Raw genomic sequence first — 26,201 nt, 5'->3', positions numbered from 1 at the left:
CTTAATCCAAGTGTCACTTTATTTCGTATTCTTTAACCTCTCCAGCTGATCACTTTTGTTTTCAGCGGACAAAATTTGTTCCTGTCGCTCACCAAACAGATCAAAATGAGGATAATTGGAATCTAAATGAATCCATTCTTTTTGCAATCCATACTGTTTTCCCCATTGAATTAATTTGTTCAAATCATTGCTACCAACTTTTGTTACAGTTGTACAGCCAGGGAATCGTTCATCTATCCAATAATGTGTTAAGAAAGATATTTTCCCATTCTTAACATTTTCTTTCCATTCAGTCAGTGTTTTGCGGTCAATACCAAATGCCATTATCTTTCATTTCCTTTTGCCTTTTCATAAGCATTGTGCCAATTGGGAAATTTCTTCTTTAACGATAATGGACGAAAAGATTCTTTTTGAACAATCACATGCTCTGTCTCACCAGTCACTGCAACTTCACCGTCTCCTGTTAAAACACGATAACCATAGGTTGTTCTTATTCCGTTATAGGATACTAACCATGTTTCGACAAAGGCTTCCTCCCCATATCTGATTGGCTGCTTAAATTGAATTTTCGCATCAATTACTGGTGAAACCACACCTTCTGCTTCCATCTCATGGTATTTGAACCCTAATTCCTCAATAAATGCTGTTCTGCCAATCTCAAACCAGATCAAGTAATTTGCGTGATAAACAACTCCCATTTGATCTGTTTCTTGGTATCTTACTTTAATTGGTGTTGTTACAATCATTGTCTATCTAATCCCCCTAATTGATTTCCAGGCTAATTCAAAATCTTCTTGTTGAAGTACTGTTAATTGATCGGTGTCTGCATCAACTTCTACTCGTAAAGCCTGATATTGGATCGCTTCATTTATTAGGTTAACGACAAATCTTCCGTTACCATTAATGTTGACTTGAGAAAATTGGCTCAATAAATAGGTTTCTACTTCTTTCGTTAAAGAATATTGGTATTGTTTTGTATGAGATACAACCATTTCCAGCAGTTCCTGGTCTGTATAATCTTCAAAATGAAAGTATTTCTTAAATCGTGATTCCAAGCCTGGATTACTTGTGATAAAACGTTTCATCTCATCTTTATACCCAGCTAAAATAACAACAAGATTCTCATTATGTCTGGTCATTTCATCTACAAGTGTATCAATTGCCTCTTTCCCGAAATCTTTGTCTCCTCTGTATAAGGAATAAGCTTCATCAATAAAGAGAACGCCTCCTAGTGCCTCCCGGATTTTATTTTTTGTTTTAATTGCTGTTTGACCGACAAATCCTGCAACAAGATCACTTCTCGATGTAATGACTAAATGGCCTCTTTTGAGTAAGCCGCAGTTTTTGAGAACTTTCGCATAGATTTTTGCAACGGTAGTTTTACCTGTACCCGGATTGCCTGAGAAAACGGCATGCAATTGAATCGGAATGGTCGGTAAATTCATAGATTTACGCTTTTGTTGGACTCTTACAAACGCTGATAATTTCTTTACTTCTTCTTTTACATTTGCGAGACCAATCAATTGGTCTAACTGCTCCATTGGATGTTCATTTGCTTTATCCTGATCCAATTCAAGAATATCTGTTTCAGAAATCCGCATATGATTTAACCAATTTTCCTTATCAACTAAGCTTCTCTTTGCACCGATATGGAAAATCACTTTTAAAACAAGGTCTTTCACTGTTCTTGCGTTTCCAAAAGAATCATCAACCTTCGCTTTTTCTATTAGTGACCGAAAGGAAGAAAGTGCTTTTTCTGTAAAGAAATAATCATTTTTCAATGCCGTATTCTCGGCAATTTCCAGTAGTTCTACTTCTCTGAAATCCGGTAGTTGAATAAAATTCCCATCAGGAAATCTGCTCCTTAAGCCAGGGTTTGCCCATAAAAAATGATTCATCTCTTCAGGATATCCTGCGATAACAACTGCAAATTTATTCGCATATTCCTGACTCGTCATACTGGAAACTAACGTATCGATAACTGTCTGTCCATAGTCATTTCCAGTTTGGTCCTCCCGCTTCAAGTTATATGCTTCATCAATAAATAAAACCCCGCCCAATGCTTTTTTCACATAGTTTAATGTATTTTCTTCACTTTGGCCCATAAACGAGCCAACAAGCTGAGACCGGTTTACTTCCACCAGTTTATTTGACTCTAATAGACCAAGCCTGTAATAAATATTAGCAAGTAATCGGGCGATAGTTGTTTTCCCGGTTCCAGGATTACCTGTAATCACCATATGTAAACCTTGCTCGTCAACCATTTGGAATCCCGCTTCTTTTCGCTTTTTCTGATACTTTAAATAATGATAATACTGGTTAATATAAGATTTCACCTGATTTAACCCGATCATTTCATTTAATTCATCTAATGGGTCTTCGTTATTATCTTCCTTTAAGAATGGGGGCAGTTCCTGGTAAAACAGCTGGATTTTCCTGGTGATGTTTTCTACTTCATCATTTTAAACAGAAATATCCTGGATTGATTTTTTTTGTTCCAGTGCATAAGCAAATCCTTCTGCTATATCTTCGACTTTTTCTACTTGTTGAAAAATTAGTTGATAGGCATCATTTAATTTAGATTTAGATAAAGCATGCCTTCCTTTTAATTCTGTCATTCTTTCCAGTTCGGTTATTAATGCTCGTACTTTTTTTAGTTTTACCGGCGCAAAATCTGTTTCCCTTATAGAAAATTGGCTGAAATCTGTATCATCCAGTGATTGATAGACATGAAAGAAATGTTTCAGTGTTTGGATCTCTTGCACTATTGGATGGCTCATTTCATCAGAATTCTGAAGTAATTCATTTAAATGATCATCTGTCACTTTCCTTTTTAGTCGATAAAAAATCAGCATGGCATAGATAATAGCTTCTGTACCACTGTCAGATTGTAATAATTCTTTCTCATAGTGATCCATAATTCTTAAAAGTTCGATTTCCGTATATGGAGGCAAATCTTCAAAGCTTTGCCAATTATGTAAGTTTTCTTTGATTATTTTTAGATTGTCCACTTATCATCACTCCTCCTGAAGTTGCAGAAAAACCTCTTAGAAACACTAAGAGGAGCATGTTTTTTATCTTGGCACTGAATGTCTGTAATACCCGCCTCGAACTTCCAGTTTCCCAATGAAAGAAAGTTGGGATAAACAGACACTAAGCATCCTGATATGTTTCGCTAATAATCAGGTAAGGTTAAAAAACCCACTGATCAAAGTCTCACTTTATTTTGTCTGCAATTCCTTCACATATTGTTCCATTTGTTCATATGTCATCATTCCATTAATACGTTTCACAATCTGTTGGTCACTTTGTCTCACAATAAATGTTGTTGGAAGATTAATTATGCTATATTGCTCATATATTTTCCCTTCTTTGTCCAGGAGAACCGTAAAATCGTAACCTCCATCTGTAATATAATCTTTAACAACGTCATTTTTATGTCTGCTTTCCACATTTGTTGCATTGACTGCAACCACTTGTACTATGTCATTATATTCTTGTTCTATTTTCTGCAAATCGGGCATCTCTTTCAAACATGGTTGACACCAAGTTGCCCAAAAATTGACAAAAACAAAGTTACTTTCAATATTTTTCACATTTAATTCTTCACCTTGAAGATTCTCTAACACAATGTCTGGTGCTGTCATTCCCTCTTTTAGAATTTCCAGGTTTGGTGCTGTAATATATTCCCCATCTACAGATGTATCCCCAGTAACATTAAATTCATTAGGACCAGAATTATCTGCTTGGTTGAAAAGTCCCGGAAAATTAGTATATACTACAATCCCTATCAACACAATGATCAAGACTGATGCAAGAATATTTCTCTTCATCTTTTCCATCCTTTATCCAGAGTGTAAGCTATATACACTCAACGAAATGCCTATCGATTTTACTTAGTATATTATAAGCGATAAACATGGTTCCGTCTAATATTCGAATTAGAGTCTAACATACTAATATTCCCAATCCAGTTAACGATTATTAGACTAATACAAAATGATTGCTTTACCAGGAATTATTTTTATCCAAGTAAATTATCTCATAAGCTGCTTGCAGTACAAAAAAAGAGACAGTTAATTAAAAAATAACTGTCTCTCCTTTTCATTAGTTTGCTAATTTATTACGTAAAACCATTTGAAGAATACCGCCATGACGATAGTAATCAATCTCCACATCACTATCAAATCTAGCAATTACTTCAAATTCTGTTGTTTTTCCTTCTTCACTTGTTGCAATTACTTTAACAAGATCACGTGGTTTAACAGTTTCGTCAACTTGGACTTCAAATGTTTCTTTTCCTGTTAATCCTAATGAATCAGCGCCTTCTCCTTCTTTAAATTGAAGTGGAAGCACACCCATCATTACAAGGTTAGAACGGTGGATACGTTCAAAACTCTGAGCAATAACTGTTTTAATTCCTAAAAGGTTCGTACCTTTTGCAGCCCAGTCACGAGAACTTCCCATTCCATAATCGTTACCTGCTAATACAACAAGTCCTGTACCATCTTCCTGGTATTTCATTGCTGCATCATAAATTGCCATGACTTCATCCGTTGGCCAGTAAGTAGTGTATCCACCTTCTGTACCAGGTGCTAGTTGGTTTTTAATACGGATGTTAGCGAATGTTCCGCGCATCATTACTTCATGGTTACCACGACGGGAACCATACGAGTTAAAGTTACGAGGTGATACGCCATTTTCCTGCAAGTACTTACCTGCAGGGCTGTCTTTTGCAATAGCTCCAGCTGGTGAAATATGGTCAGTAGTCACAGAATCACCAAATTTACCGATTGCACGCATGCCGGATAATTTATTTACAGTACCAGCATTTTTAGATAATCCTTCAAAGAATGTCGGATTTTGGATATAAGTAGAGTTCTCATTCCATGAATATAATGGCTGGTCCGTAGTTTCAATGGCATTCCATTTCTCGTTTGATTCAAAAACATTCTCATATTCTTTACGGAAAATTTCTGGTGTTACGACATTGGCAACCTGCTCACGAACTTCATCCATTGACGGCCAGATATCTGCGAAGAAAACGTCTTTCCCATCTTTATCTTTTCCTAGTGGGTCATTTTTCAGATCAATGTCCACAGTACCTGCTAAAGCATATGCCACTACTAAAGGTGGTGATGCTAAGTAGTTAGCCTTCACAAGTGGATGGATACGTCCTTCAAAGTTACGGTTACCTGACAATACTGAGGCAACAGTTAAGTCATTATCGGCAATTGCCTGTTCGATTTCCTCACGAAGTGGCCCAGAATTTCCAATACATGTTGTACAGCCATAGCCTACTAAGTTAAATCCTAGTTGATCTAAGTATGGCATTAATCCTGAGTTTTCCAGGTAACTAGTAACAACTTTGGAACCAGGTGCAAGTGATGTTTTTACATATGCTGGTACTTCCAACCCTTTTTCTACAGCTTTTTTCGCAAGTAAACCTGCACCAAGCATTACGTAAGGGTTAGATGTATTTGTACATGATGTAATGGCAGCAATCGCAACTGCACCAGTTTTCATCACTGATTTTTGTCCATTAGGATGATCTATTTCTACATTTTTATCGAATTCTGACGCATCTAAACCAAAACCTTGGTTTCCGGCAGGTGCTGTAATAGCTTTATTGAATTCATCCTGCATATCAGATAAAGGAATTAAATCCTGTGGACGCTTCGGACCAGATAAGTTTGGCTCTAATTCTGACAGGTTAATCTCTACTAAGTCAGTAAATTCTGGATCTGCCTGATCAGGAGAGTACCAGAAGTTATTCTCCTTGCAATACTTCTCAACAAGAGCGATTTGTTCTTCACTTCTGCCTGTCAATCTTAAGTAGTTTAATGCTTCTTCATCAACAGGGAAGAAACCACATGTAGCCCCATATTCTGGTGCCATGTTTGAAATTGTTGCACGATCAGCTAGAGGCATATCTTTCAGACCAGGACCGAAATATTCAACAAATTTCCCTACTACTTTTTTCTCGCGTAATACTTGTGTTACTTTAAGTGCTAAGTCCGTTGCTGTAGTTCCATTAGGGAAGCTGCCAGTAAATTTCACCCCGATTACTTCTGGTGCAGGGAAGTAGGAAGGTTGTCCCAGCATACCTGCTTCAGCCTCAATACCGCCAACGCCCCAGCCTAATACTCCAAGACCATTAATCATCGTTGTATGTGAATCAGTCCCGAATAAAGTATCTGGGAATGCATCAAACTCACCATTTTCACTTTCGATGGCATGAACAACATTTGCGATATATTCTAAGTTAACCTGGTGAACAATACCTGTCGCAGGTGGAACAGCACGATAGTTGTCAAATGCTTTTTGGGCCCAGTTTAAGAATTCATATCTCTCTGCATTACGTTCAAATTCTAATTCCATATTAGCTTGCAATGCATTACTTGTTCCATATTCATCAACCTGTACAGAGTGGTCTATAACTAAATCTACAGGCACTTCCGGATTGATTGCGTCAGGTGAACCACCCATATCCACCATTGCTTTTCTTAATGAAGCAAGGTCGACTACTGCAGGTACACCAGTGAAGTCTTGTAAAATTACACGGGAAGGTTTAAAAGGAACGTCTTCTGCATCACCTTTCCCCCAGTTTGCTAGACTCTTAACGTGTTCATCTTTAATAACATGTCCATCATGTTGACGTACTAAAGATTCAAGTAATACACGAATAGAAAAAGGTAAACGATCAATTTTACCTAGACCAGCATTCTCTAATGCTTTTAATTCAAAGTAATTATACTTCTTCCCATTTAATTCAAACTGTTTTTTTGCTTGAAATGCATTCTCGTTTGTCATTTTGATTAAGTTACCCCCTTAAAAAATGTTAGACCGAAGATAGACAATCTTGCTAAATTCATATCTCTAGATACTATACTAATAGTATGCACCATACTATTTTAAATGAAATCGGTTTATAAGTAAAATGTTTCAGTGCAAAAAATCACGGATTTTCTTGTATAATTCTGTTGATCTGCAATGAATGGATATAAATCCACTTACACAGGTAAATGAATACTAAATGTACTTCCCTTATCATTCTCTGATTCTATCTGTAAAAAGCCATGATGATTTTCAATTATCTGATTAGATATCATCAGGCCAAGTCCAGTACCATTCTTTTTGGTTGTAAAAAAAGGCTCCTTCAATTTATGGATAAGATGTTTCGGGATACCTGGCCCCTGGTCTTTGATAGAAATAATACAGTACTCCTCCGTTTTTTTGATTGTTGTGATAACATCTCCACCATCAGCCATTTCCTCAATGGCATTTTTAATTAAATTTATAAATACCTGTTTAAGTTGGGAGCGATCACAATAAATAACTATCTCTTCTTCTACATTAAATAATAAGTTTATATTATACAGATTTGCCTGTGTTTTTAATAATGTAATGACATCAGATACCATTTCAGTAACACTTGCTTCCGACTTTTCATCCGTCATTGGTTTGGAAATAAAGAGTAATTCAGAGGTGATCGTGTTTATCTTCTCTATCTCATCCATCATAATTTTATAATAAGCCTCTTTGTTCTCCATCCCTGCCTCCAATAACTGAATAAACCCCCGCAACGATGTTAAAGGATTCCGTATCTCGTGGGCAATACCCGCAGCTAATTGCCCTGCAATGGACATTTTCTCTGACCTGATAAAAATTTCTTCTGCTTGTTTTTTATCTGAAATATCTTTCGCAACTGTCAGGATTTGCTTATGACCTTCAGGCCATTCTATCACTGTACTGTTTAATTCGAAAATAATGTATTTTCCCATTTGATGTCTAATATGTATATAAAATTTTTGAGATGTATCGGAATAATGGTCGAAATGCTGTTCAATATATCTTTTGTCATCTTGTAAAATATAACGAAAGATTGATTTACCAATTAAATCAGCCTTGGAATATCCAAGTACTTTTTCTACGGAATCTGACACAAATGAAATCTGTCCTGAAAAATCACTTATCGTTATTAAATCAAAACCTGACTTTTCAATCGCATCTAATATTTCAGCCGGTAATGACGATATATTTTCACTCGCCTTAAATTCTTTACCTTTATTTCTTTTCACTATGTCAACATGGTTCAATATATTCCCCTCCTCTGCGACCTTATTCACTGTATACTTCTCAATTATTTAAAAATAAAATTTGTAAAACAAATGAATATCTTGCTATAATTTTAATGTTCTACTAAAATAATATGAGAAAAATGTAAGAACATGACTTTTATTTATTATTCATTGTAATATTACTATAAATTACAGGAAATGAAAATGTTCTTGATAGTGAATTTACCATTTAAAAGAAGTGCGAGGGATTTTATATGTCATTTGGCTTCTCCATGTTTATTGTAACATGGACATTTATTCTAATAGGCTTACTTTCCGTAGGTGGTTATTTTATGTTTCGGAAATTTTTGAAAAGTCTCCCCAAGCAGGATGGACGATCTGATCTTGACTGGGAAAAGTATTATGTAAACAAGTCCAAACAATTATGGCGGCAATCAGAGAAAGAATTTCTTGAAGATCTTGTATCCCCTGTCCCGGAATTATTCAGAGATGTTGCAAGACAAAAAATAGCCGCAAAAATCGGACAAATTGCATTAGAAAGAAAACAGAAAACAATCACACAGGATATCTTAGTTGAAGGGTATATATTAGCAACACCTAAGAGAGATCATAAATTTCTCAAAAAGAAATTAGCAGAAAAACATATTGATATAGCACCTTATATTAAGTTATTCGAACTCTCACCTGATGATTATAATAATAAAAAATACGCAACAAAAGCACAAAAGAAATCATAGTAAAATCTGTGCTGTCGTTGCGTTTTTTTATTGATCTTCAGAAATTGAAAGAACGATAGTAAGCGAAATACCTACAACTGTAAAGAACACTCCTATATCAAATAAAGTGGCAGTTGCCAATTCAACTTCTCCAAAAACAGGAAAATGGAAATAATCAAATGTCTGACTTAAAAATGGCTGACCAAACAAGAAAGATCCTGCCGCAGTTAAAGCAGCAATAAGTAAGCCAAGTCCAATTAAGAAGCGATAATTGACTGGAAGGATTTTGTTTACTGCTTCATATCCATATGCCATGTACATTAACACAATAGCTGCAGATGTCATCAATCCACCAACAAACCCGCCGCCGGGTGCATTATGTCCTGCTAAGAAAATATAAACAGAAAAACCTAACAAAATAAACGAAATTAACAGTGTCATTGTCCTTAAAATAAGGTCATTCGTTTTCGTATTGATCATTCCAATACTCTCCTCTCGATAAATTTATACTATGTACGGTTTTTTAAAAACCTTGAAAACCAAAAAAGCTTGCTAAAAATGATGTTAATTTAGTCATTAAATCAAAAAATAAAAAGAAACCCATAAATATCATAACATATCCGCCGATTTTGACTAGTTTTTGTGCATTTTTTTTAATCCATTGCATTTTTCCAATAAAGAATGCAAGAATAAAAAATGGTACAGCAAAACCTAATGAATAGGCAGACATCAATAATATTCCTGCTTCAGTATCTGTTGCTGCCAAAGATATAACTGCCATTAAAATCGGTCCTGTACATGGAGTCCAACCTAAGGAGAATGCCATTCCAATGATGAAAGAACCAATAAAGCCTGCAGGCCGATTTTTAAAGGAGAACTTCTTCTCTCTCATTAAAAAGGAGAAATTCAATATACCTACAATCACTAAACCGAAGAATATTATTAATATTGCCCCAACTTGCCTGATCAAATCATCCCATCTGAATAGAAATTCTCCAATAAAGCTTGTAGCAAAACCTAACAAAATAAAAATACTTGAAAAACCGAGCAGAAAACACAATGTGTGAATAATACTCTTATAATTAAACATTCCTTGTTCTTCTTTAATATCATTTACACTCATTCCCGTTATATAGGACAAAAAGGCAGGGTATAAAGGCAGTACACATGGAGAAATAAATGATAAAAAACCAGCACCAAAGGCAATAAAAATATTCAGATCTGTCAAAACAGTCACTCCAAATCAAATAAGGTCTATAAATAGCATAAAACCCTTGCTTATATTTAGCAAGGATTCTATTTCGACAAATTTGTTACATTATTTATTATCCACTTGGTTATTCATCGCACGCATCATTTGCTTAATTTTCTTTTGCGATGGTTTTTGTCCCATTTGCATCATTAATGTTCGTAACATTTGTTCATTAATTGGCGGGTTATTCTTTAGATAATTCATCATATATTTTCTCGCGATAAAAAAGCCGAGAGCAACACCGGCTAGAAGTGCAACCACGATGAAAATAATCCACAGAAAAGTGCTCATCTGTTTGTTCCTCCTTCAAATACTCTCTCATACAGTATAGTAAATGTCGAATAATAATACAAGCATAGATTAAACAAAATAAGAAATCCTTAGCAATTACGCTAAGGATCTCTTTAATCTACTTAAAATAATTCTTTCACGTGTTTTACTACATTTTCTACAGTAAAACCATATTCCTGAATAATTCTTTCTCCATTAGCTGAAGCACCAAAAGTATCAATTGCAATAATCTTGCCTTCTGTACCTACATAACGTTCCCAGCCAAGAGAGGAAGCCATTTCGATTCCCACACGTTTCTTTACAGCACTAGGAAGCACTTGCTCTTTGTAAGATGCGTCTTGTTTGTCAAAACGATCCCATGATGGAATACTTACAACACTAACGTCTTTTCCTTCAGCTTTTAATGCAACCTGAGCTTTTACAGCAAGCTGTACTTCAGATCCAGTTGCTACCAAGATAGCATCAGGAGTTTCTTTTGATGATGGACTAACCACATAACCACCTTTTTTAACACCTTCATAAGCATTTTCTGCCGTACCTTTAAGAGCTGGAAGGTTTTGACGTGTTAAAACAAGTGCTGTTGGCTGGTCAGTTGATTCCAATGCTAAACGCCATGCTGCCTGTACTTCATTTCCATCAGCTGGACGAATGACAGAAAGGTTAGGCATTGCACGGAATGCAGCCAATTGTTCAACAGGTTCGTGAGTTGGACCATCTTCCCCTACTGCAATGGAATCGTGTGTTAGCACATATGTTACAGGTAGATTTTGAATTGCTGATAGACGCACTGCTGGACGTAAATAATCACTGAATACGAAGAAAGTACCACCGAATACTTTAAGCCCACCATGCAAGGCCATACCGTTTAACGCAGCAGCCATAGCAAATTCACGAACTCCAAACCAGATGTTGCGTTTATCTGGCTCTGCAGCTGAGAAGTCACCTGCGTCTTTCAGGTTGGTTTTGTTTGAACCAGCTAAGTCAGCACTACCACCAAATAAAGATGGAACAGTTTTAGCGATTGCATTTAACACTTCACCTGATGTAGCACGAGTTGCCGCACTGCTTCCTTCTTCATATACAGGAAGATTCTGGTCCCAGCCTTCAGGTAATTTGTTTTGAATCGCTTCATCTAATTCTTTTGCCAATTCTGGATGAGCATTTTTATATGACTCAAACAATTCGTTCCAAGCTTTTTCAGCAGACTGACCTTTTTCTACAATTTTCGTTTCAAAGTCAGCATATACTTCATCAGGTACATGGAATGGTTCATGCCCCCACTTGTATGCTTCTTTTGTTAATGTTACTTCGTCAGTTCCAAGTGGTGCACCGTGTGATGCAGCAGAACCTGATTTATTTGGAGAACCAAAACCGATAATTGTTTTAACCTCAATAAGAGTTGGCTGATCAGTGTTTGCTTTTGCATCCGCAATTGCCTTAGAAATCGCTTGGGTATCGTTTCCATCTTCGACACGGATAACTTGCCAGCCGTATGCTTTAAAACGATCTTCCACGTTTTCAGAGAATGACTTGTTTAATTCACCATCTAATGAAATATCATTAGAATCATACACTGCAATTAATTTACCTAACTTTAAGTGTGCTGCAAGAGATGCTGCTTCATGAGAGATCCCTTCCATTAAGTCCCCATCACTTACAATAGCAAATGTATGATGATCAACAACATTAAGGTTATCTTTATTGTATTTCGCTGCTAAGTGTTTTTCAGCCATAGCCATACCAACACTCATTGCAATACCCTGACCAAGTGGACCAGTTGTTGCTTCTACCCCATCTGTATGGTGTACTTCCGGGTGTCCAGGCGTCTTAGAGCCCCACTGACGGAAGTTTTTAAGCTCCTCAATAGAAAGGTCATATCCTGCAAGGTGCAGTAAGCTGTACAATAACATGGAACCGTGACCAGCAGATAATACAAAACGGTCGCGGTTGAACCATTTTGAGTTTTTAGGATTTTGGTTCATATGCTCTGTCCATAATGTGTAAGCCATTGGAGCAGCTCCCATCGGTAAACCAGGGTGCCCAGAGTTAGCATTTTCAATAGCGTCTATTGACAATGTACGAATTGTATTTATAGACATTTGTTCAATTTGAGTTGACATTTTATTTCCCCTTTCAAAAACAAAATATGTACGCACATCTATAATCCTATAACGAAAATGAAGATTAGACAAGTATCTCACTCGAAAAAAGCTAATTTTTTATATTTATTACTCTATATTATGCTGTAATCAAAGAAATAGTGTACACTATTTCTTTGATTTAAGTTGCTTTAATTTATCGGGAGTTACATCATTCCCGTTTGGATCAATTACTGTCATTCCTTTCATATGGTTTTTAAAAGACTTTCTGACATTATTTAAATACTCTTGTCTTAACGTTTGCTGTTCCTGCTTTTCCTCTTGAGTTAATTCCTCTTTTTTTGCTTTATTAGCCAGTTCATTAATCCTTGCTATTTTATCTTTTGACAGCATTATTATACTCCTTTTTCATCAAATATAGAAAAGAGTATACAGTTTTTGTATACTCTCCTCATTGTAAATCAATTTTTTTGTTTATTTCAAGCAATTCGTGTTCTTTGTAGCGTCGATGTACAGTAGCTTTCGACACATTATAGCCCATACCTCGCAATATGGAAGTAATCTCTGCGAAAGTAAGGTTGTTTCCCCTTAGTCTAATAACTTCCTCCACAGGAAAATCTTTTCTTTCCCGCCCTTGCGCCAAATGCTGGTTGGAAAGGTTTTCGGCTGGATTATAGCCATTATCAATTGCCTTCTTCATTCCTCTTTTGATCTTTGCATTATGTAACTTCCGTTGGTATTCCTCTACAATAGAGACAATCTGCAATACCATTGAATCACCTTCTGAAAGTTCCAGCTTACCGTTATGAGCAATAGTAAAAACTGGAATTTTCATTTTTGCTAATTGGTGCAACAAGGCAATTTTAGCATTCCCTCTACCTAACCTGGTTTCATCCTGAATTAATAAAATGTCTGCTTTATCCTGTTGTAACCATTCTAAGAGCTCAAAAATCCCTTCCCTTTCTATCTCATAGCCACTTTGTTTTTCCTTAATTAATTTTACAATATGATAACCCTTTAACTGTGCAAATCGGGTCAACTCTTCAGCTTGTCTTTCCAGTGAACTTGCTTGTGTTTCTTTCTCTGTGCTAACACGGCAATATATGACGGCATTCAAAATAGTTACTCTCCTTGATTTCTACTCTAATATTAAACATTAAAAATAAATGAACTATATAAAAAGATAATTCCAACAACAAAAGAAATCAAATAGAATAAATCAATCTTGGACAACTTTTTTAACATTTATATCCCTCCAGAGAACTTTTGTTCGTACTTTTATTATATACGAACAAAGGTTCTTGTCAAGTGTTTTTTCGAACGAATGTTTGTGATTTATCCGAACATATGTTATAATATTCTTAATAAATCATACGTCAAAGGAGTATTGATTATGACAAATCTATCAAAGCGCCAGGAACAAATACTTGCATATATTAAAGAACAAGTAGATTTAAAAGGTTATCCGCCATCTGTTCGTGAAATCGGCCAAGCTGTGGGCCTTGCCTCAAGCTCCACTGTACACGGGCATTTAGCCAGATTGGAAAAAAAGGGATATATACGTAGAGATCCCACTAAGCCGAGAGCAATTGAAGTTTTATCACAGGAGAATGAGTCAGAAGTTGCTAAAACAGAAGCTACCTATGCTCCTGTTATTGGTAAAGTAACAGCAGGCCTTCCCATAACAGCAGTTGAGAATATTGAAGAATATATTCCCATACCGAGTACTGATGTCCATAGTGGAGATGAATTATTTGTCCTTATCATTGAAGGAAACAGTATGATTGAGGCAGGAATCTTTGATGGAGATAAAGTTATAGTAAAACAGCAAAACACTGCGATTAATGGAGATATTGTCGTGGCAATGACGGAAGAAAGTGAAGCAACTGTCAAACGGTTCTTTAAAGAAAAAGACCATATTAGACTGCAGCCGGAAAATGCGACAATGGAGCCTCTTATCTATGAAAATGTGAGTATTTTAGGGAAGGTAGTAGGTTTATATCGACATCTATAGATTAAATTAATTCTATCAAGTTCTAAAAAAATCCGGCAAACTTTTGCTGGTTTTTTTATATAGTAATTCCCATACTTCTCACTTTTAATTTAATGGAAAATAGCTTATTTTTATCAAATCGGTTTATGATTTAATTATAACAGCAAAAACCCCTTGACACCAACGGCATCAAGGAGTTCACTAGATTAATATGTGGAAATATATTGTTCTCTTTCCCAAGGGTGAACCTGAGTACGGAACATATCCCATTCAATCTCTTTTGATTCAATGAAATGTTCGAATAAGTGCTCCCCAAGAGCTTCAATAATAATTTCGTCTTTCTTCAATTCTTCTAAAGCATCTGCTAGAGTTGCCGGTAAATCTACAATACCGTTTGCTTCTCTTTCTTCTTTGTCCATAATATAAATATTACGGTCTACTGCTTTAGGTGCTTCTAATTTATTTTCGATACCATCTAAACCAGCTGCTAATAATACAGATAATGCTAAGTATGGGTTAGCTGCAGGGTCAACACTGCGGACCTCAACACGTGTACTTAAACCACGAGATGCAGGAACACGGATTAAAGGACTGCGGTTTGCACCAGACCATGCTACATAACAAGGTGCTTCATAACCAGGCACTAAACGCTTATAAGAGTTTACTGTCGGATTTGTAACAGCAGTAAATGAAAGTGCGTGTTTGATAATACCAGCAATAAATTGGTATGCTGTCTCACTTAATTGAAGTGGACCATTTTCATCTAAGAAAGTATTCGTTTTGTCTTTGAATAAAGACATGTTACAGTGCATACCTGAACCATTAACACCAAACAATGGTTTCGGCATAAATGTTGCATGTAAACCGTGTTTACGAGCAATTGTTTTTACGACTAATTTAAATGTCTGGATATCGTCAGCATGTTTGATTGCTTGAGAATATTTAAAATCAATTTCATGTTGACCAGGTGCTACTTCGTGGTGAGATGCTTCAATTTCAAAGCCCATTTCTTCAAGTTCTAATACGATATCACGGCGGCAGTTTTCACCTAAATCTGTTGGTGCAAGATCAAAATAACCACCTTTATCATTTAATTCAAGTGTTGGTTCACCTTTTTCGTCTAGTTTGAATAAGAAGAATTCAGGTTCAGTTCCAATATTAAATGATGTAAAACCAAGTTCTTCAGCTTTCTTTAAGTTGCGTTTTAAGTTGTAGCGCGGGCAGCCAGAAAAAGGAGTACCATCTGTGTTGTAAATATCGCAAATAAAACGTGCTACTTTACCTTTTTCAGAAGTCCAAGGGAAAACTACAAAAGTATCTAAGTCTGGATACAATTTCATATCAGATTCTTCGATACGGACAAATCCTTCAATAGAGGAACCATCAAATACCATTTCATTATCTAATGCTTTGTCTAACTGGCTTAAAGGAATCTCAACGTTTTTAATTGTACCTAATAGATCAGTAAACTGTAGACGAATAAATTTTACATTTTCTTCCGCAATTTTTTGTTTGATTTCTTCTTTCGTTATTCCCATTAATATACTCTCCTTTTTATTTTAATGGAAGAATCGTGATAATTCTCCCTGTCTTAACGATGTTTTGCCTAATCTGCCAGCATCCATTAACTCTTTTTGCAATATTTTGCGCAGCTCTTTCTCTGACAGTTCAGGAGTTTCTTCTTTCTCAGTTTCAACAGTTGTCGGCATATCTTTCATCAATAGAACTTGCTTAATGCCTGCTAAGTTAATACCTTTCTCAATCAGCTCTTTGATCTCTAAAAGTCTGTCGACATCATTAAAAGAAAAAAGCCGCTGATTTCCTTCAGTACGAGAAGGATGAATGAGTTGATGCTGCTCATAATATCGAATTTGTCTTGCAGTTAAATCAGTTAATGATTTAACAATCCCAATAGAGAATAATGGCATCGACCGTCTGTCTAAATCGCTCACATCCTCACCTCTTTCTATTAACTTATCTGCTTCTATTATACACATCACTTAATAAAGTTGTCAAGCAATGTTAGGAAAACTCACATGTTTTTTTGAACGACTTTATTTTCAAGTTTTTCACATGCTTTCATCACTGCAATTTTTACATGAGCATACGTCAAACCACCTTGTACATAAGCAGTATAAGGCGGCCTGACTGGACCATCAGCTGTCAGTTCAAGACTTGCTCCTTGCATAAAAGTACCTGCAGCCATAATGACATGATCAGTGTATCCAGGCATTGGAGCTGGATATGGAGTTACATGGGCATTTACAGGTGATTGTTCCTGAATTGCCTGACAAAATGCGATCATCTCTTCCGCTGTTGGAAAAATTACAGATTGAATCAAATCCGTTCTTTTTGCTTGATAATGCGGTTCTGTCTGATACCCTAGTTCTGTTAAGAATTTTGATGTAAATATTGCACCACGCAATGCTTCGCTGACTATATGTGGTGCAAGAAAAAGCCCTTGATACATCTCTTGCAGCATACCGAGACTTGCGCCAATTTCCTTCCCTATTCCTGGAGCTGTTAATCTGTTGGCCGCTTTTTCAACAAGCTCCTTTTTACCGGCAACATAGCCGCCAGTTCTTGCTATTCCGCCTCCAGGATTTTTGATTAGTGAGCCTGCAATCAAATCTGCTCCGATTTCAATAGGCTCTGCCTTTTCAACAAATTCCCCGTAACAATTGTCTACAAAAATAATGACATCACTTTTCATTTTGCGGATTTCTGTGATAATAATTTTCATCTCATCTATCGTTATCGAAGGTCGATTATCATAACCTTTCGAACGCTGGATAGCAACAACTTTTGTCTTATTGCCTATCTGTTCATTCACTCTTTCCATATCAACTTGGTCATTTTTCAATGGAATCGATTGATATTCTACACCAAAGTCCGCTAATGAACCTATATCCCTTTCGTCTGACCGTATTACACTTTCTAACGTATCATATGGCTTTCCAGTAATATATAATAATTGATCCCCAGGTCTTAATACACCAAACAATGCTGTAGTAATAGCATGGGTTCCTGAAGCTATTTGCGGCCTGACTAATGCATCTTCCGCTTTAAAAACAGAAGCATAAACTGCTTCTAATTTATCTCTTCCGTAATCATCATAACCGTATCCTGTTGTAGGATTAAAATCACTGTCGCTCACTTGATTATTTCGGAAAGCTGCTAAAACCTTTTCCTGGTTAAATAATTCTACTACAGCAATTTCTTCAAAATTTTGAGAAATCTCCTGCTCCGTTACTTGCACTTTACTTATTAAACTCATTCTTGGTGATACTCCTTTATTTCCTTCATGATAGGATGGTTTGGGTCAACAAAACCGCTGACTTCATATCCAAGCAATTCTTCCTGATATTCTTTCTGTTCGGTAATGGTATGCTGATTCAGTTTAGCAAGCACTTTGCCATACCCTTCAGGAACAATACAGTGATAAGGCTGCCATAGCTCTTTCATAACCGTTTCAATTTGTTTTTTCAACTCTTGAAGATCGCTCTGTTCTAAAGCACTGATCAACATATATGGGTGAGAATTAGGAACAAAGCTGCTAGTATCGATCAAATCCTTCTTATTATAGACTGTGATAACAGGAATATTATCTGCTTCCAATTCATCCAGCAAACGTAACACGGTAGCTTCATGATTATCTCTGTCTGGTGCTGCTACATCAATTACATGCAAAATAAGATCAGCTTCTTTTACTTCTTCCAGTGTGGATCTGAAGGCAGCAACTAATGCAGTTGGCAAATCTTGAATAAAACCTACTGTATCTGTTAAAATCACTTCCAGTCCGCTCGGCAAGTGTAATTTACGGGTAAGAGGATCTAAAGTTGCAAATAATTTATCTTCCTGAAGAGATTCACTTTTCGTCAAATTATTAAACATCGTTGATTTTCCTGCATTCGTATAACCAACAACAGCAATCTGAAACAGCTGATTTTTCCTTCTCTTATCTCTGTACTGCTCGCGTTGGTTGACAACAGTAGTTAACCTTTGTTTAATCTCATCCATCCTGCGCTGAATATGTCTGCGGTCTGTTTCTAATTTTGTCTCACCAGGTCCCCGTGTTCCAATTCCCCCACCTAATCTGGATAAATCAGCACCTTGCCCATGAAGCCTTGGTAACATATAAGCATATTGTGCTAATTCTACTTGCAGCTTCCCTTCCTTCGTTCTTGCTCTGTTTGCAAAAATATCCAAAATGAGCTGGCTTCGATCAATAACACGGACTTGTAATTCTTCTTGCAAGTTTCTTATTTGGCTTCCTGAGAGTTCTTCATTTGCAATAACGACATCTATCTCTTCCACTTCACATATTTCTTTAACTTCCTGCAGCTTTCCTTCCCCTAGGTATGTTGCACGATGTGGTGTTAATCTTTTTTGGATAATTGTCTCCACAACTGTTCCATCTGCTGTAGTTGTTAAAGCTTTTAATTCACTGATAGAATATTGGAATCTTTCTTCTTCCGTTTTATCTTTTAAAACGGCAATAATTATTACTTTTTCTATTTTGGCCACCTACTTTTCCTTTGTTTAACGTTAGTTTTTGTAAGAAGTGGTTTGATTATTAACCTTTATTTCATTCTATAAGAAATGGCGCTATTAGATTATAATAGCGCCATTGTTCTATTCTTTATCTAAATTAACATTTTTGGCTGGTACAAAAGTGGAAATTGCATGTTTAAAAATGAGTTGTTGTTTTCCTTCAACTTCTAACATTACGGTAAAGTTGTCAAATGCTTTAACAAGTCCTCTCACTTGAAATCCATTTACAAGGAAAACAGTAACGGGAATCCGTTCTTTTCTAAGCTGGTTTAAATATTGGTCTTGAATATTAACTGATTGAGACATTATGTATCCTCCTCATTTTTTCTCTATTACTATTAATTCTATTTTTATTTTAAGAATCCTTCTAAATCTGCCAAAATATTTTGAAAAACTTCATCTCTTGTTTCTGGCAGAATATTGTACCAGTGGACAGGCATTTTATTACGAAACCAGGTATACTGTCGCTTGGCAAATCTTCTTGAGTTCCTTTTTAACGATTCAAGCGCTGCTTCTAGCGGCATTTCACCCTTTACGTATGGTATTAGCTCTTTATAACCAATCCCTCTCATTGCCTGACTATTCTCTAAACCTTGCTCTATCATATGCTGTACCTCTGCAGTTAAGCCTTGTTTCATCATATTGTCCACTCTTTCATTAATACGATGATAAAGAATGGAGCGTTCCATTTCTAAACCAACAATATAATGATCATAAAGAGATTCGTCCTGCTGTTTTTGCTGTTCGGTCATCGTTATACCTGTTCGGTCATATACCTCTAAAGCACGAATTAATCTTCTCTCATTATTTGGATGAATCTTATCTGCTTGTTCAGGATCGACTCTTTTCAATCGATTGTACACAGAGTCTATTCCATTTTCTATAATCTCTGCTTCGATTCTTTTTTGGAAATCCGTACTTCGAGCCTTTTCGCTAAACTGATAATCATATAAGACTGATTGAATATATAAACCTGTTCCACCAGCTATAATCACACATTTACCGCGGCTGTGTATATCTGTAATACATTCCCTGACTTGCTTTTGAAAGTCTGCAACAGAAAAACTTTCACCAGGTTCCAAAATATCAATTAAGTGATGAGGAATGCCTTGCATCTCTTCCTTCGTTACTTTGGCTGTACCGATATCTAAACCGCGGTAAACCTGCATTGAGTCACCACTGATTACTTCCCCATTGAATTGTTTTGCTGCTTCTATACTTAGAGCAGTTTTTCCGACCGCTGTCGGTCCTACGATAACCATTATCTTTTGTCTCATACATAAATCCTTTCAAGTGTTAAAAGCCGCTACCCCTAAAGTATACACGACCTGGAAAATAAAATCATCCATCACATAACTCGCTTGAACATCTTCTCCATCTCATACTTAGTAAACTGGATAATAATCGGCCGGCCATGCGGGCAGGTGAATGGTTCCTCACACATGCGTAAGTCATTCAACAGCCTTTCCATATCCGTATGGTTTAAGTAATGATTTGCTTTGATCGATTTTTTGCAAGACATTAAGATAGCAGCATCTTCTCTCAATTTATGAATATTGATTTTCTGTTCTCTAATTAACTGCTCTACCATATCGCGTATAATTTCTTCCTCTTCACCTTTTGGAAACCATTTCGGATGTGACCTGACAATATAAGCATTTTGGCCAAAATTTTCAAAGAATAACCCTACTTTTTGCAGTTCTTGTTCATATTGTTTAATTATTAATGCTTCCTGTGCTGTAAACTCAAATGTGATGGGAACTAGTAAATCTTGCACTACACTTTCCACATCACCGATTTTATCCCGAAAATATTCATACTTTATTCTTTCCTGTGCCGCATGCTGGTCAATAATATATAACCCATTCTCATTTTGCGCTATGATATAAGTTCCATGGTGTTGACCAATTGGGTACAATGCAGGGATACGTTCTTTCTCCTCTGTTCTGTCAAACCGTTCATTATCCCCTGCTTCAAGAGGCTGTTCAACTGAATCAATTGTATCAGCAACATTATGTGTGGAAGGTTCATAAACTTGTAATGGCTGCAGATCATCATGTTCATTCGGCTCTTTTTCTTCTGCAGCTTTGGTCGTTTCTTTCTTTTTATCAGAAAAATCAAACGCAAAACTATTCTGAAACGATTTCTCTTTTTCAGGCTTTGGCTTACTTCCTGATGGAATTAATGTCTGTTTATGGAAAGCTTCTTTAATCATTTCCTCCACAGCAGAAAAAAGTTCTTTCTCTTTACTGAACCTCACTTCTAATTTAGTAGGATGAACATTGACATCAATTAAGATCGGATCCATTTCAATATTCAATATGACAATTGGCTGCCTGCCAATTGGCAATAATGTATGATACCCTGCAGTGATAGCCCGCGCCAGGCTATTATTGCGAATAATTCTACCATTTACCACAGTGGTAATATAGTTACGGGAGGCACGGTTCACTTCTGGCTTCACAATAAAACCATCGATGGTATAGTCAGTTGTTTTTCTGAAAACGGGAATCATTTTCTTTGCAACAGAAAATCCGTAAATGGATGCAGCAATTTGTCTTAGATCACCTTTACCTGTTGTTTGAAAGATCTTTCTTCCATTATGAGTGAGTTCAAATCGTATCGCAGGATGGGAAAGTGCCATTCGATTAATAATGTCGGTAATATGCCCTAATTCCGTATGGACTGTTTTAAGATACTTTAACCTTGCAGGCGTGTTAAAGAAAATATCCCGAACAAGAATTTCTGTTCCCTGTCTTGCATCACTTCTGCTTTCTGATTGGAGATGTCCCCCTTCAATTTCCAACACAGTGCCTGCTGTTTCTCCAGTTGATGTCTGGATTCTTAACCTGCTTACCGCAGCGATACTCGCTAATGCCTCCCCGCGGAACCCTAGTGTTTTCACATGAAAAAGATCATTTTCATTTTTAATTTTGCTTGTGGCATGACGTAAGAATGCTTTTTTACACTGGTCATACGGAATACCTATTCCATTATCCGTTATCTTAATTGATTGAAGTCCTGCTTCTTCAATATCAATTTTAATCCAGTCACTCTGTGCATCCACGCTGTTTTCAACAAGTTCCTTTACTACAGATGCTGGCCGTTCCACTACTTCGCCTGCAGCAATTTTGTTCGCTAAATAATCTGGAAGTTCGATTATTTTCATCTATTTTCTTCCTTTCATTCCTCTCACTTTTTTCTGTAATTCATATAATTTGTTCATTGCATCCATCGGTGTCATTTCTAAAACATCACATTTATTTATCATTGCAATTAAATTTTCCTCTTCTTTTGGCTGTTTAGTTAACGAACGCTCTTCTTCCACAAATAAAGTCATTTGTTCTGCCTGGTTAGCGGGCTCCAATTGTTGCTTTGCTTCATAATTGCCAACATTTTTGGTTTCCAGTTGTGTTAGTATCTGATTTGCACGCTCGATTAAATCACTTGGAAGGCCTGCTAATTGAGCGACATGTATACCATAGCTTTCATCTGCTGCTCCTTGATGAATTTGGTGTAAGAAAATAACATCCCCATTGATCTCTTCCGCTCTTACATGAATATTTTTTAATCCTTGTAATCTTTCTTCAAGGCTTGTTAACTCATGATAATGAGTAGAGAATAGAGTCTTTGCTTTAATCTGATCATGAATGTATTCCATTATCGATTGAGCCAGTGCCATTCCGTCATAAGTGCTTGTCCCGCGTCCAATTTCATCCAATAATATTAAACTTTTATCAGTAGCATGATGTATGGCATGGTTAGCTTCAAGCATCTCCACCATAAACGTACTCTGTCCGGAAACAAGGTCATCCGCTGCGCCAATTCTAGTAAAAATTTGATCAAAAATGGCTAACTCCGCTTTTTTAGCAGGGACAAAACAGCCTACTTGTGCCATCACAATTGTTAAGGCAAGCTGCCGCATATACGTACTTTTACCTGACATATTAGGACCGGTAATTAACAACATGAACTTGTCTTCATCCAGTTGTATATCATTAGGAACAAAAGATTCATCTTTCATTACTTTTTCAATAACAGGGTGCCGGCTTTGTTCTAATTTTACTTGATGATTATTTGCAAAAGTTGGACGGACATAATTATTTTCTTCACTTACCGTTGCAAAACTTTGTAATACATCGACTTCACTAACCAGATCAGCAAGTTTCTGTAATGCCGGAATATATTCCTTTACTTTATCTCGAATGATTAGAAATAACTGGTATTCCAAGTCTACACTTTTTTCGTCAGCCTCTAAGATCAATGATTCTTTTTCTTTTAATTCATCCGTAATAAATCTTTCTGCATTTGTTAATGTCTGCTTACGTTCATAGCGAGCATCTGGTACTAAATGCAAATTAGCTCTGGTTACTTCAATAAAATAACCAAATACTTTATTGTATCCAATCTTTAGTGACTTAATATTTGTTGTTTCTTTTTCTTTTCTTTCAAGCGCTGCAATCCAGTCTTTGCCGTTTCGGGATATATGACGGTATTCGTCTAATTTTTCATTATACCCGTCTTTTAGAATATTGCCTTCTGTAATAGAAATAGGCGGGTCTTCTTTAATACTGTTTTCCAGTAATTTTTTTAATCCTTCTAGGGGATCTAACTTATCAGCCATGTCTTGTAAGCTCTGTTGATTAAATTCCTTCAATAATTGCTTTATTAGCGGGATCTTCGAGAGTGAATTCTGTAATTGCAGTAAATCACGTGCATTCACATTGCCAAAAGATACTCTTCCAGACAGACGCTCTAAATCATAGATCGAACGTAAGGATTCTCTTATACTTTCCCGCTCCATAAATTGATCATAAAATCCTGTTACCATATCCAGTCTTTTTTCGATATGATGCCGAGACAATAAAGGACGTTCTAGCCATTTCTTTAATTTCCTTGACCCCATTGCTGTAACTGTTCGATCAATTACCCATAAAAGACTGCCAAACTTTTCATTACGCATCATGCTATGAGTAATTTCCAAGTTCCTTTTTGAATACATATCCAATGTCATGTATTTTTTTAATTCAATGACTTGAGCTTTCTTTAAGTGATCAATCGATCTTTTTTGAGTATGATACACATACTGAAATAACTGCTTACAAACATGTTGCAATAAAACATCTTCTACATCTGCAAGTAATGGAGTCATTTCATGTGGCAACTGAATATGTTCGCTGACAGTAGATAACGTCAATTGCATTTTATCAGTTAAATCGTTTTTTAAATCCGTATCAATTGTTTCATCGACAACTATCTCTTTTATTGGACGATTGTATATTTCACTCAGTACAGCTGACCAGCTGCTTTCTATTCTCATAACAGAAGTATCGCCTGTGGACATATCCGTATAAGCAAAACCATATGTCTGTTCATCCATAACGTGCAATGCTGCTAAATAGTTATTTTCTTTATCCTCAAGCATTTTCCCTTCCATAACAGTACCTGGTGTAATCAATTGGACAACCTCTCGTTTTACTACACCTTTTGCTGTTTTTGGATCTTCCACTTGCTCACAAATAGCTACTTTATATCCTTTTTCAATGAGTGACCTTATATAATTTTCAGCAGAATGATGAGGAACACCACACATTGGTATCCGTTCATCCATGCCACCATCTCTGCTTGTTAACGTAATTTCTAATTCTTCTGCTGCTTTTTTTGCATCATCAAAAAACATTTCATAAAAATCGCCAAGACGAAAAAATAGAAAACTGTCTTTATATTCTGCTTTTATTTGTAAATATTGTTTTATCATTGGCGTATAACCCATTATTGATCCCCCAAAATCTGTACTTTTCTTTGAACATTATAACATAACAATAGCGAGAATCACTTCATGAAGTCATATTAACAAAACTTGGCTTGGCCATATGTTTTTCCAGAAATATTATAAAAAAAGCTGCTTGAATTTTATCGTTTTGAAAAAATTCAAGCAGTTATGTATTTATTGTAAAACAGAACTCGATCGTTTGTGCCTTTTTAATCAAGTGAATGATAAATGGCAAAATCTTCGGATTCCCATGCTTTTTTACCTGTCCATGCGGCAGGCGAATCACTCCAAAATTGCTCATTCTCCGTTAAGCCTAATGGTAAGAATACAAATGTACATAAATAGAGACTTCCTGTAGAAATATAGAATTCCCCTATCCCTTTTTGAGAACCGCTAAATCCAATTGTCAGCCAGTCATCTTGATCAAAAATCTGATCTTCTTCACATGTTTTTCTGATTACTTGTGTCAGCCCTGCTCTTACCTGAGAAGGTTTCAACTCGGGAGGAAGCTCTTTTCGTAAAGCTTGATTGGCTAAATGATGAAAGGCGCCGAACCTGTAAGCAAGTGACCTTCCAACAGGCGGGAATGTTCCTTCTGGAGAAATCATTCTTTCAAGAATATTTGCATATTGTTCCGCTCGTTTAGTAAACACCTTCTTCAAAGTGATCCAATCTTCATGCACATGCCCCACTGTATCTATTAAATCCAAAAGCATCGGCTGAATAACATAACTATTATAATAATCAAAATGAAACGATGCGCCATCACTGTACATTCCGTCACCAACATACCATTGTTCAAATTGCTTGATGGCAAAATCTACCCTCATTTGATCCCAATCAGCTTCACCCATTTTGTACAAAGCGGCTTCTATAATGGCAGAAAACAATAACCAATTAGAGAAAATCGGTTTTCTATTTCGGGTATTCTTTAGTGCTGAAACAACATTCTCTTTCACATCTGGTTGCAGCTTGTCCCATAGTTCCACAGGTGCCCGTAAAATTGCCTGAGCGAAGAAAGCTGTATCAACAATAGGCTGTCCTCCTTCAGTAAAATTCATGTAATCTTTAGATGCTGAATTCGTTGCGTTATCGATACATTTTCTTGCTTTTTCGGCAAACTTTTGGCGCAACAATTCCTCATCGCTATTTACCGCTTTCTGTTCAAGCCATGGGGCAATACCGTTTAATGATCTTGAAAACGCTTCTAAATAAGTGTACTCTTCTCTCAAGCTATTTGTTTGCTGTTCTACTGGCATTTTAATTTTCAGCTGCTCCATTTCCAAAGATTGGATTACAGGACCCGTTATTTTCAGCATCAAATTAAGCCAATATTTACGATCTTCACTTCTCATACTAATTCTCCCCTTCTGTAAATGTCTATTATCCTCTTTAATAGTAACTGATTCTATTAATGATTTCATCAGTAAAGAAACCAAAAA

General features: G+C 36.3%; 24 protein-coding genes. 2 read left to right on the top strand and 22 right to left on the bottom strand.

What is annotated here, in order from left to right; translation table 11 throughout:
- Positions 1–18 precede the first annotated feature (18 nt).
- The 7 genes from F9U64_RS04185 to F9U64_RS04155 form a co-directional block, all read right to left on the bottom strand.
- Positions 19–324, bottom strand: a complete 306-nt coding sequence (locus F9U64_RS04185) for a hypothetical protein (RefSeq protein ID WP_153401760.1) — start codon at positions 322–324, stop codon at positions 19–21.
- Positions 324–746, bottom strand: coding sequence for an acyl-CoA thioesterase (locus F9U64_RS04180; RefSeq protein ID WP_153401759.1), 423 nt, complete (start codon positions 744–746; stop codon positions 324–326). The genes F9U64_RS04185 and F9U64_RS04180 overlap by 1 nt, the downstream gene beginning before the upstream one ends.
- A gap of 3 nt (positions 747–749) precedes the next feature.
- Entirely contained in the window at positions 750–2,354 is a 1,605-nt protein-coding gene (locus F9U64_RS04175; protein ID WP_153401758.1) for an AAA family ATPase, read from the bottom strand.
- A gap of 108 nt (positions 2,355–2,462) precedes the next feature.
- Positions 2,463–3,011 carry a hypothetical protein gene (locus F9U64_RS23465; protein ID WP_153401757.1) on the bottom strand — a complete coding sequence of 183 codons (549 nt, stop codon included), beginning with the start codon at positions 3,009–3,011 and terminating at the stop codon, positions 2,463–2,465.
- Between the two features lie 210 nt (positions 3,012–3,221).
- A complete protein-coding gene (locus tag F9U64_RS04165) occupies positions 3,222–3,833 on the bottom strand; it encodes a TlpA family protein disulfide reductase (RefSeq protein ID WP_194287275.1) in 612 nt (203 codons plus the stop codon).
- Positions 3,834–4,107: 274 nt separating this feature from the next.
- On the bottom strand, positions 4,108–6,813 hold the full coding sequence (gene acnA, locus F9U64_RS04160; RefSeq protein WP_153401755.1) for an aconitate hydratase AcnA: 2,706 nt from the start codon (positions 6,811–6,813) through the stop codon (positions 4,108–4,110).
- Positions 6,814–7,013: 200 nt separating this feature from the next.
- Positions 7,014–8,099 carry an ATP-binding protein gene (locus F9U64_RS04155; RefSeq protein WP_228275579.1) on the bottom strand — a complete coding sequence of 362 codons (1,086 nt, stop codon included), beginning with the start codon at positions 8,097–8,099 and terminating at the stop codon, positions 7,014–7,016.
- A 236-nt stretch (positions 8,100–8,335) separates the two neighbouring features.
- Here F9U64_RS04155 and F9U64_RS04150 point away from each other — a divergent pair, with 236 nt between their 5' ends.
- Complete coding sequence (locus F9U64_RS04150; protein WP_153401754.1) at positions 8,336–8,818, top strand: DUF2621 family protein; 483 nt, start codon at positions 8,336–8,338, stop codon at positions 8,816–8,818.
- A gap of 27 nt (positions 8,819–8,845) precedes the next feature.
- Here F9U64_RS04150 and F9U64_RS04145 read toward each other — a convergent pair whose 3' ends face one another.
- From F9U64_RS04145 to F9U64_RS04120, 6 genes are all read right to left on the bottom strand, one after another.
- A complete protein-coding gene (locus F9U64_RS04145) occupies positions 8,846–9,277 on the bottom strand; it encodes a Na(+)/H(+) antiporter subunit B (RefSeq protein WP_153401753.1) in 432 nt (143 codons plus the stop codon).
- 43 nt (positions 9,278–9,320) lie between these two features.
- Positions 9,321–10,025 (bottom strand): cytochrome c biogenesis CcdA family protein, encoded by a 705-nt coding sequence (locus F9U64_RS04140; RefSeq protein ID WP_153401752.1) that lies wholly within the window; start codon positions 10,023–10,025, stop codon positions 9,321–9,323.
- Positions 10,026–10,115: 90 nt separating this feature from the next.
- Complete coding sequence (locus F9U64_RS04135; protein ID WP_153401751.1) at positions 10,116–10,340, bottom strand: YneF family protein; 225 nt, start codon at positions 10,338–10,340, stop codon at positions 10,116–10,118.
- Between the two features lie 122 nt (positions 10,341–10,462).
- A complete protein-coding gene (gene tkt, locus F9U64_RS04130; protein WP_153401750.1) occupies positions 10,463–12,460 on the bottom strand; it encodes a transketolase in 1,998 nt (665 codons plus the stop codon).
- A gap of 147 nt (positions 12,461–12,607) precedes the next feature.
- Entirely contained in the window at positions 12,608–12,832 is a 225-nt protein-coding gene (locus F9U64_RS04125) for a DUF896 domain-containing protein (RefSeq protein WP_153401749.1), read from the bottom strand.
- A 58-nt stretch (positions 12,833–12,890) separates the two neighbouring features.
- Entirely contained in the window at positions 12,891–13,556 is a 666-nt protein-coding gene (locus F9U64_RS04120) for a YneB family resolvase-like protein (RefSeq protein WP_153401748.1), read from the bottom strand.
- A 276-nt stretch (positions 13,557–13,832) separates the two neighbouring features.
- On the opposite strand from F9U64_RS04120, the gene lexA reads away from it, so the two are divergent.
- Positions 13,833–14,453, top strand: a complete 621-nt coding sequence (lexA, locus tag F9U64_RS04115; RefSeq protein WP_153401747.1) for a transcriptional repressor LexA — start codon at positions 13,833–13,835, stop codon at positions 14,451–14,453.
- Positions 14,454–14,638: 185 nt separating this feature from the next.
- Here lexA and glnA read toward each other — a convergent pair whose 3' ends face one another.
- From glnA to F9U64_RS04070, 9 genes are all read right to left on the bottom strand, one after another.
- Complete coding sequence (gene glnA, locus F9U64_RS04110) at positions 14,639–15,970, bottom strand: type I glutamate--ammonia ligase (RefSeq protein WP_153401746.1); 1,332 nt, start codon at positions 15,968–15,970, stop codon at positions 14,639–14,641.
- A gap of 21 nt (positions 15,971–15,991) precedes the next feature.
- Positions 15,992–16,429, bottom strand: a complete 438-nt coding sequence (locus tag F9U64_RS04105; protein ID WP_153401964.1) for a MerR family transcriptional regulator — start codon at positions 16,427–16,429, stop codon at positions 15,992–15,994.
- Positions 16,430–16,464: 35 nt separating this feature from the next.
- Positions 16,465–17,709 (bottom strand): methionine gamma-lyase family protein, encoded by a 1,245-nt coding sequence (locus F9U64_RS04100; RefSeq protein WP_153401745.1) that lies wholly within the window; start codon positions 17,707–17,709, stop codon positions 16,465–16,467.
- The gene (hflX, locus tag F9U64_RS04095) at positions 17,706–18,959 is read right to left on the bottom strand and encodes a GTPase HflX (protein ID WP_153401744.1); all 1,254 of its coding nucleotides are present in this window, start codon (positions 18,957–18,959) and stop codon (positions 17,706–17,708) included. Before hflX ends, F9U64_RS04100 begins: the two co-directional genes overlap by 4 nt.
- A gap of 108 nt (positions 18,960–19,067) precedes the next feature.
- A complete protein-coding gene (gene hfq / locus F9U64_RS04090; RefSeq protein WP_153401743.1) occupies positions 19,068–19,292 on the bottom strand; it encodes an RNA chaperone Hfq in 225 nt (74 codons plus the stop codon).
- A gap of 44 nt (positions 19,293–19,336) precedes the next feature.
- The gene (miaA, locus tag F9U64_RS04085; protein ID WP_153401742.1) at positions 19,337–20,263 is read right to left on the bottom strand and encodes a tRNA (adenosine(37)-N6)-dimethylallyltransferase MiaA; all 927 of its coding nucleotides are present in this window, start codon (positions 20,261–20,263) and stop codon (positions 19,337–19,339) included.
- A 71-nt stretch (positions 20,264–20,334) separates the two neighbouring features.
- The gene (gene mutL, locus F9U64_RS04080) at positions 20,335–22,155 is read right to left on the bottom strand and encodes a DNA mismatch repair endonuclease MutL (RefSeq protein ID WP_153401741.1); all 1,821 of its coding nucleotides are present in this window, start codon (positions 22,153–22,155) and stop codon (positions 20,335–20,337) included.
- A complete protein-coding gene (gene mutS, locus F9U64_RS04075) occupies positions 22,156–24,759 on the bottom strand; it encodes a DNA mismatch repair protein MutS (RefSeq protein WP_153401740.1) in 2,604 nt (867 codons plus the stop codon).
- 209 nt (positions 24,760–24,968) lie between these two features.
- Positions 24,969–26,114, bottom strand: a complete 1,146-nt coding sequence (locus tag F9U64_RS04070; protein WP_153401739.1) for a DUF2264 domain-containing protein — start codon at positions 26,112–26,114, stop codon at positions 24,969–24,971.
- Positions 26,115–26,201 lie beyond the last annotated feature (87 nt).

The organism is Gracilibacillus oryzae, assembly GCF_009498735.1.
GTDB lineage: Bacteria > Bacillota > Bacilli > Bacillales > Amphibacillaceae > Gracilibacillus > Gracilibacillus oryzae.
Note: the sequence above shows the minus strand (reverse complement) of the source record. Positions and strands in the feature narration are given on the sequence as shown.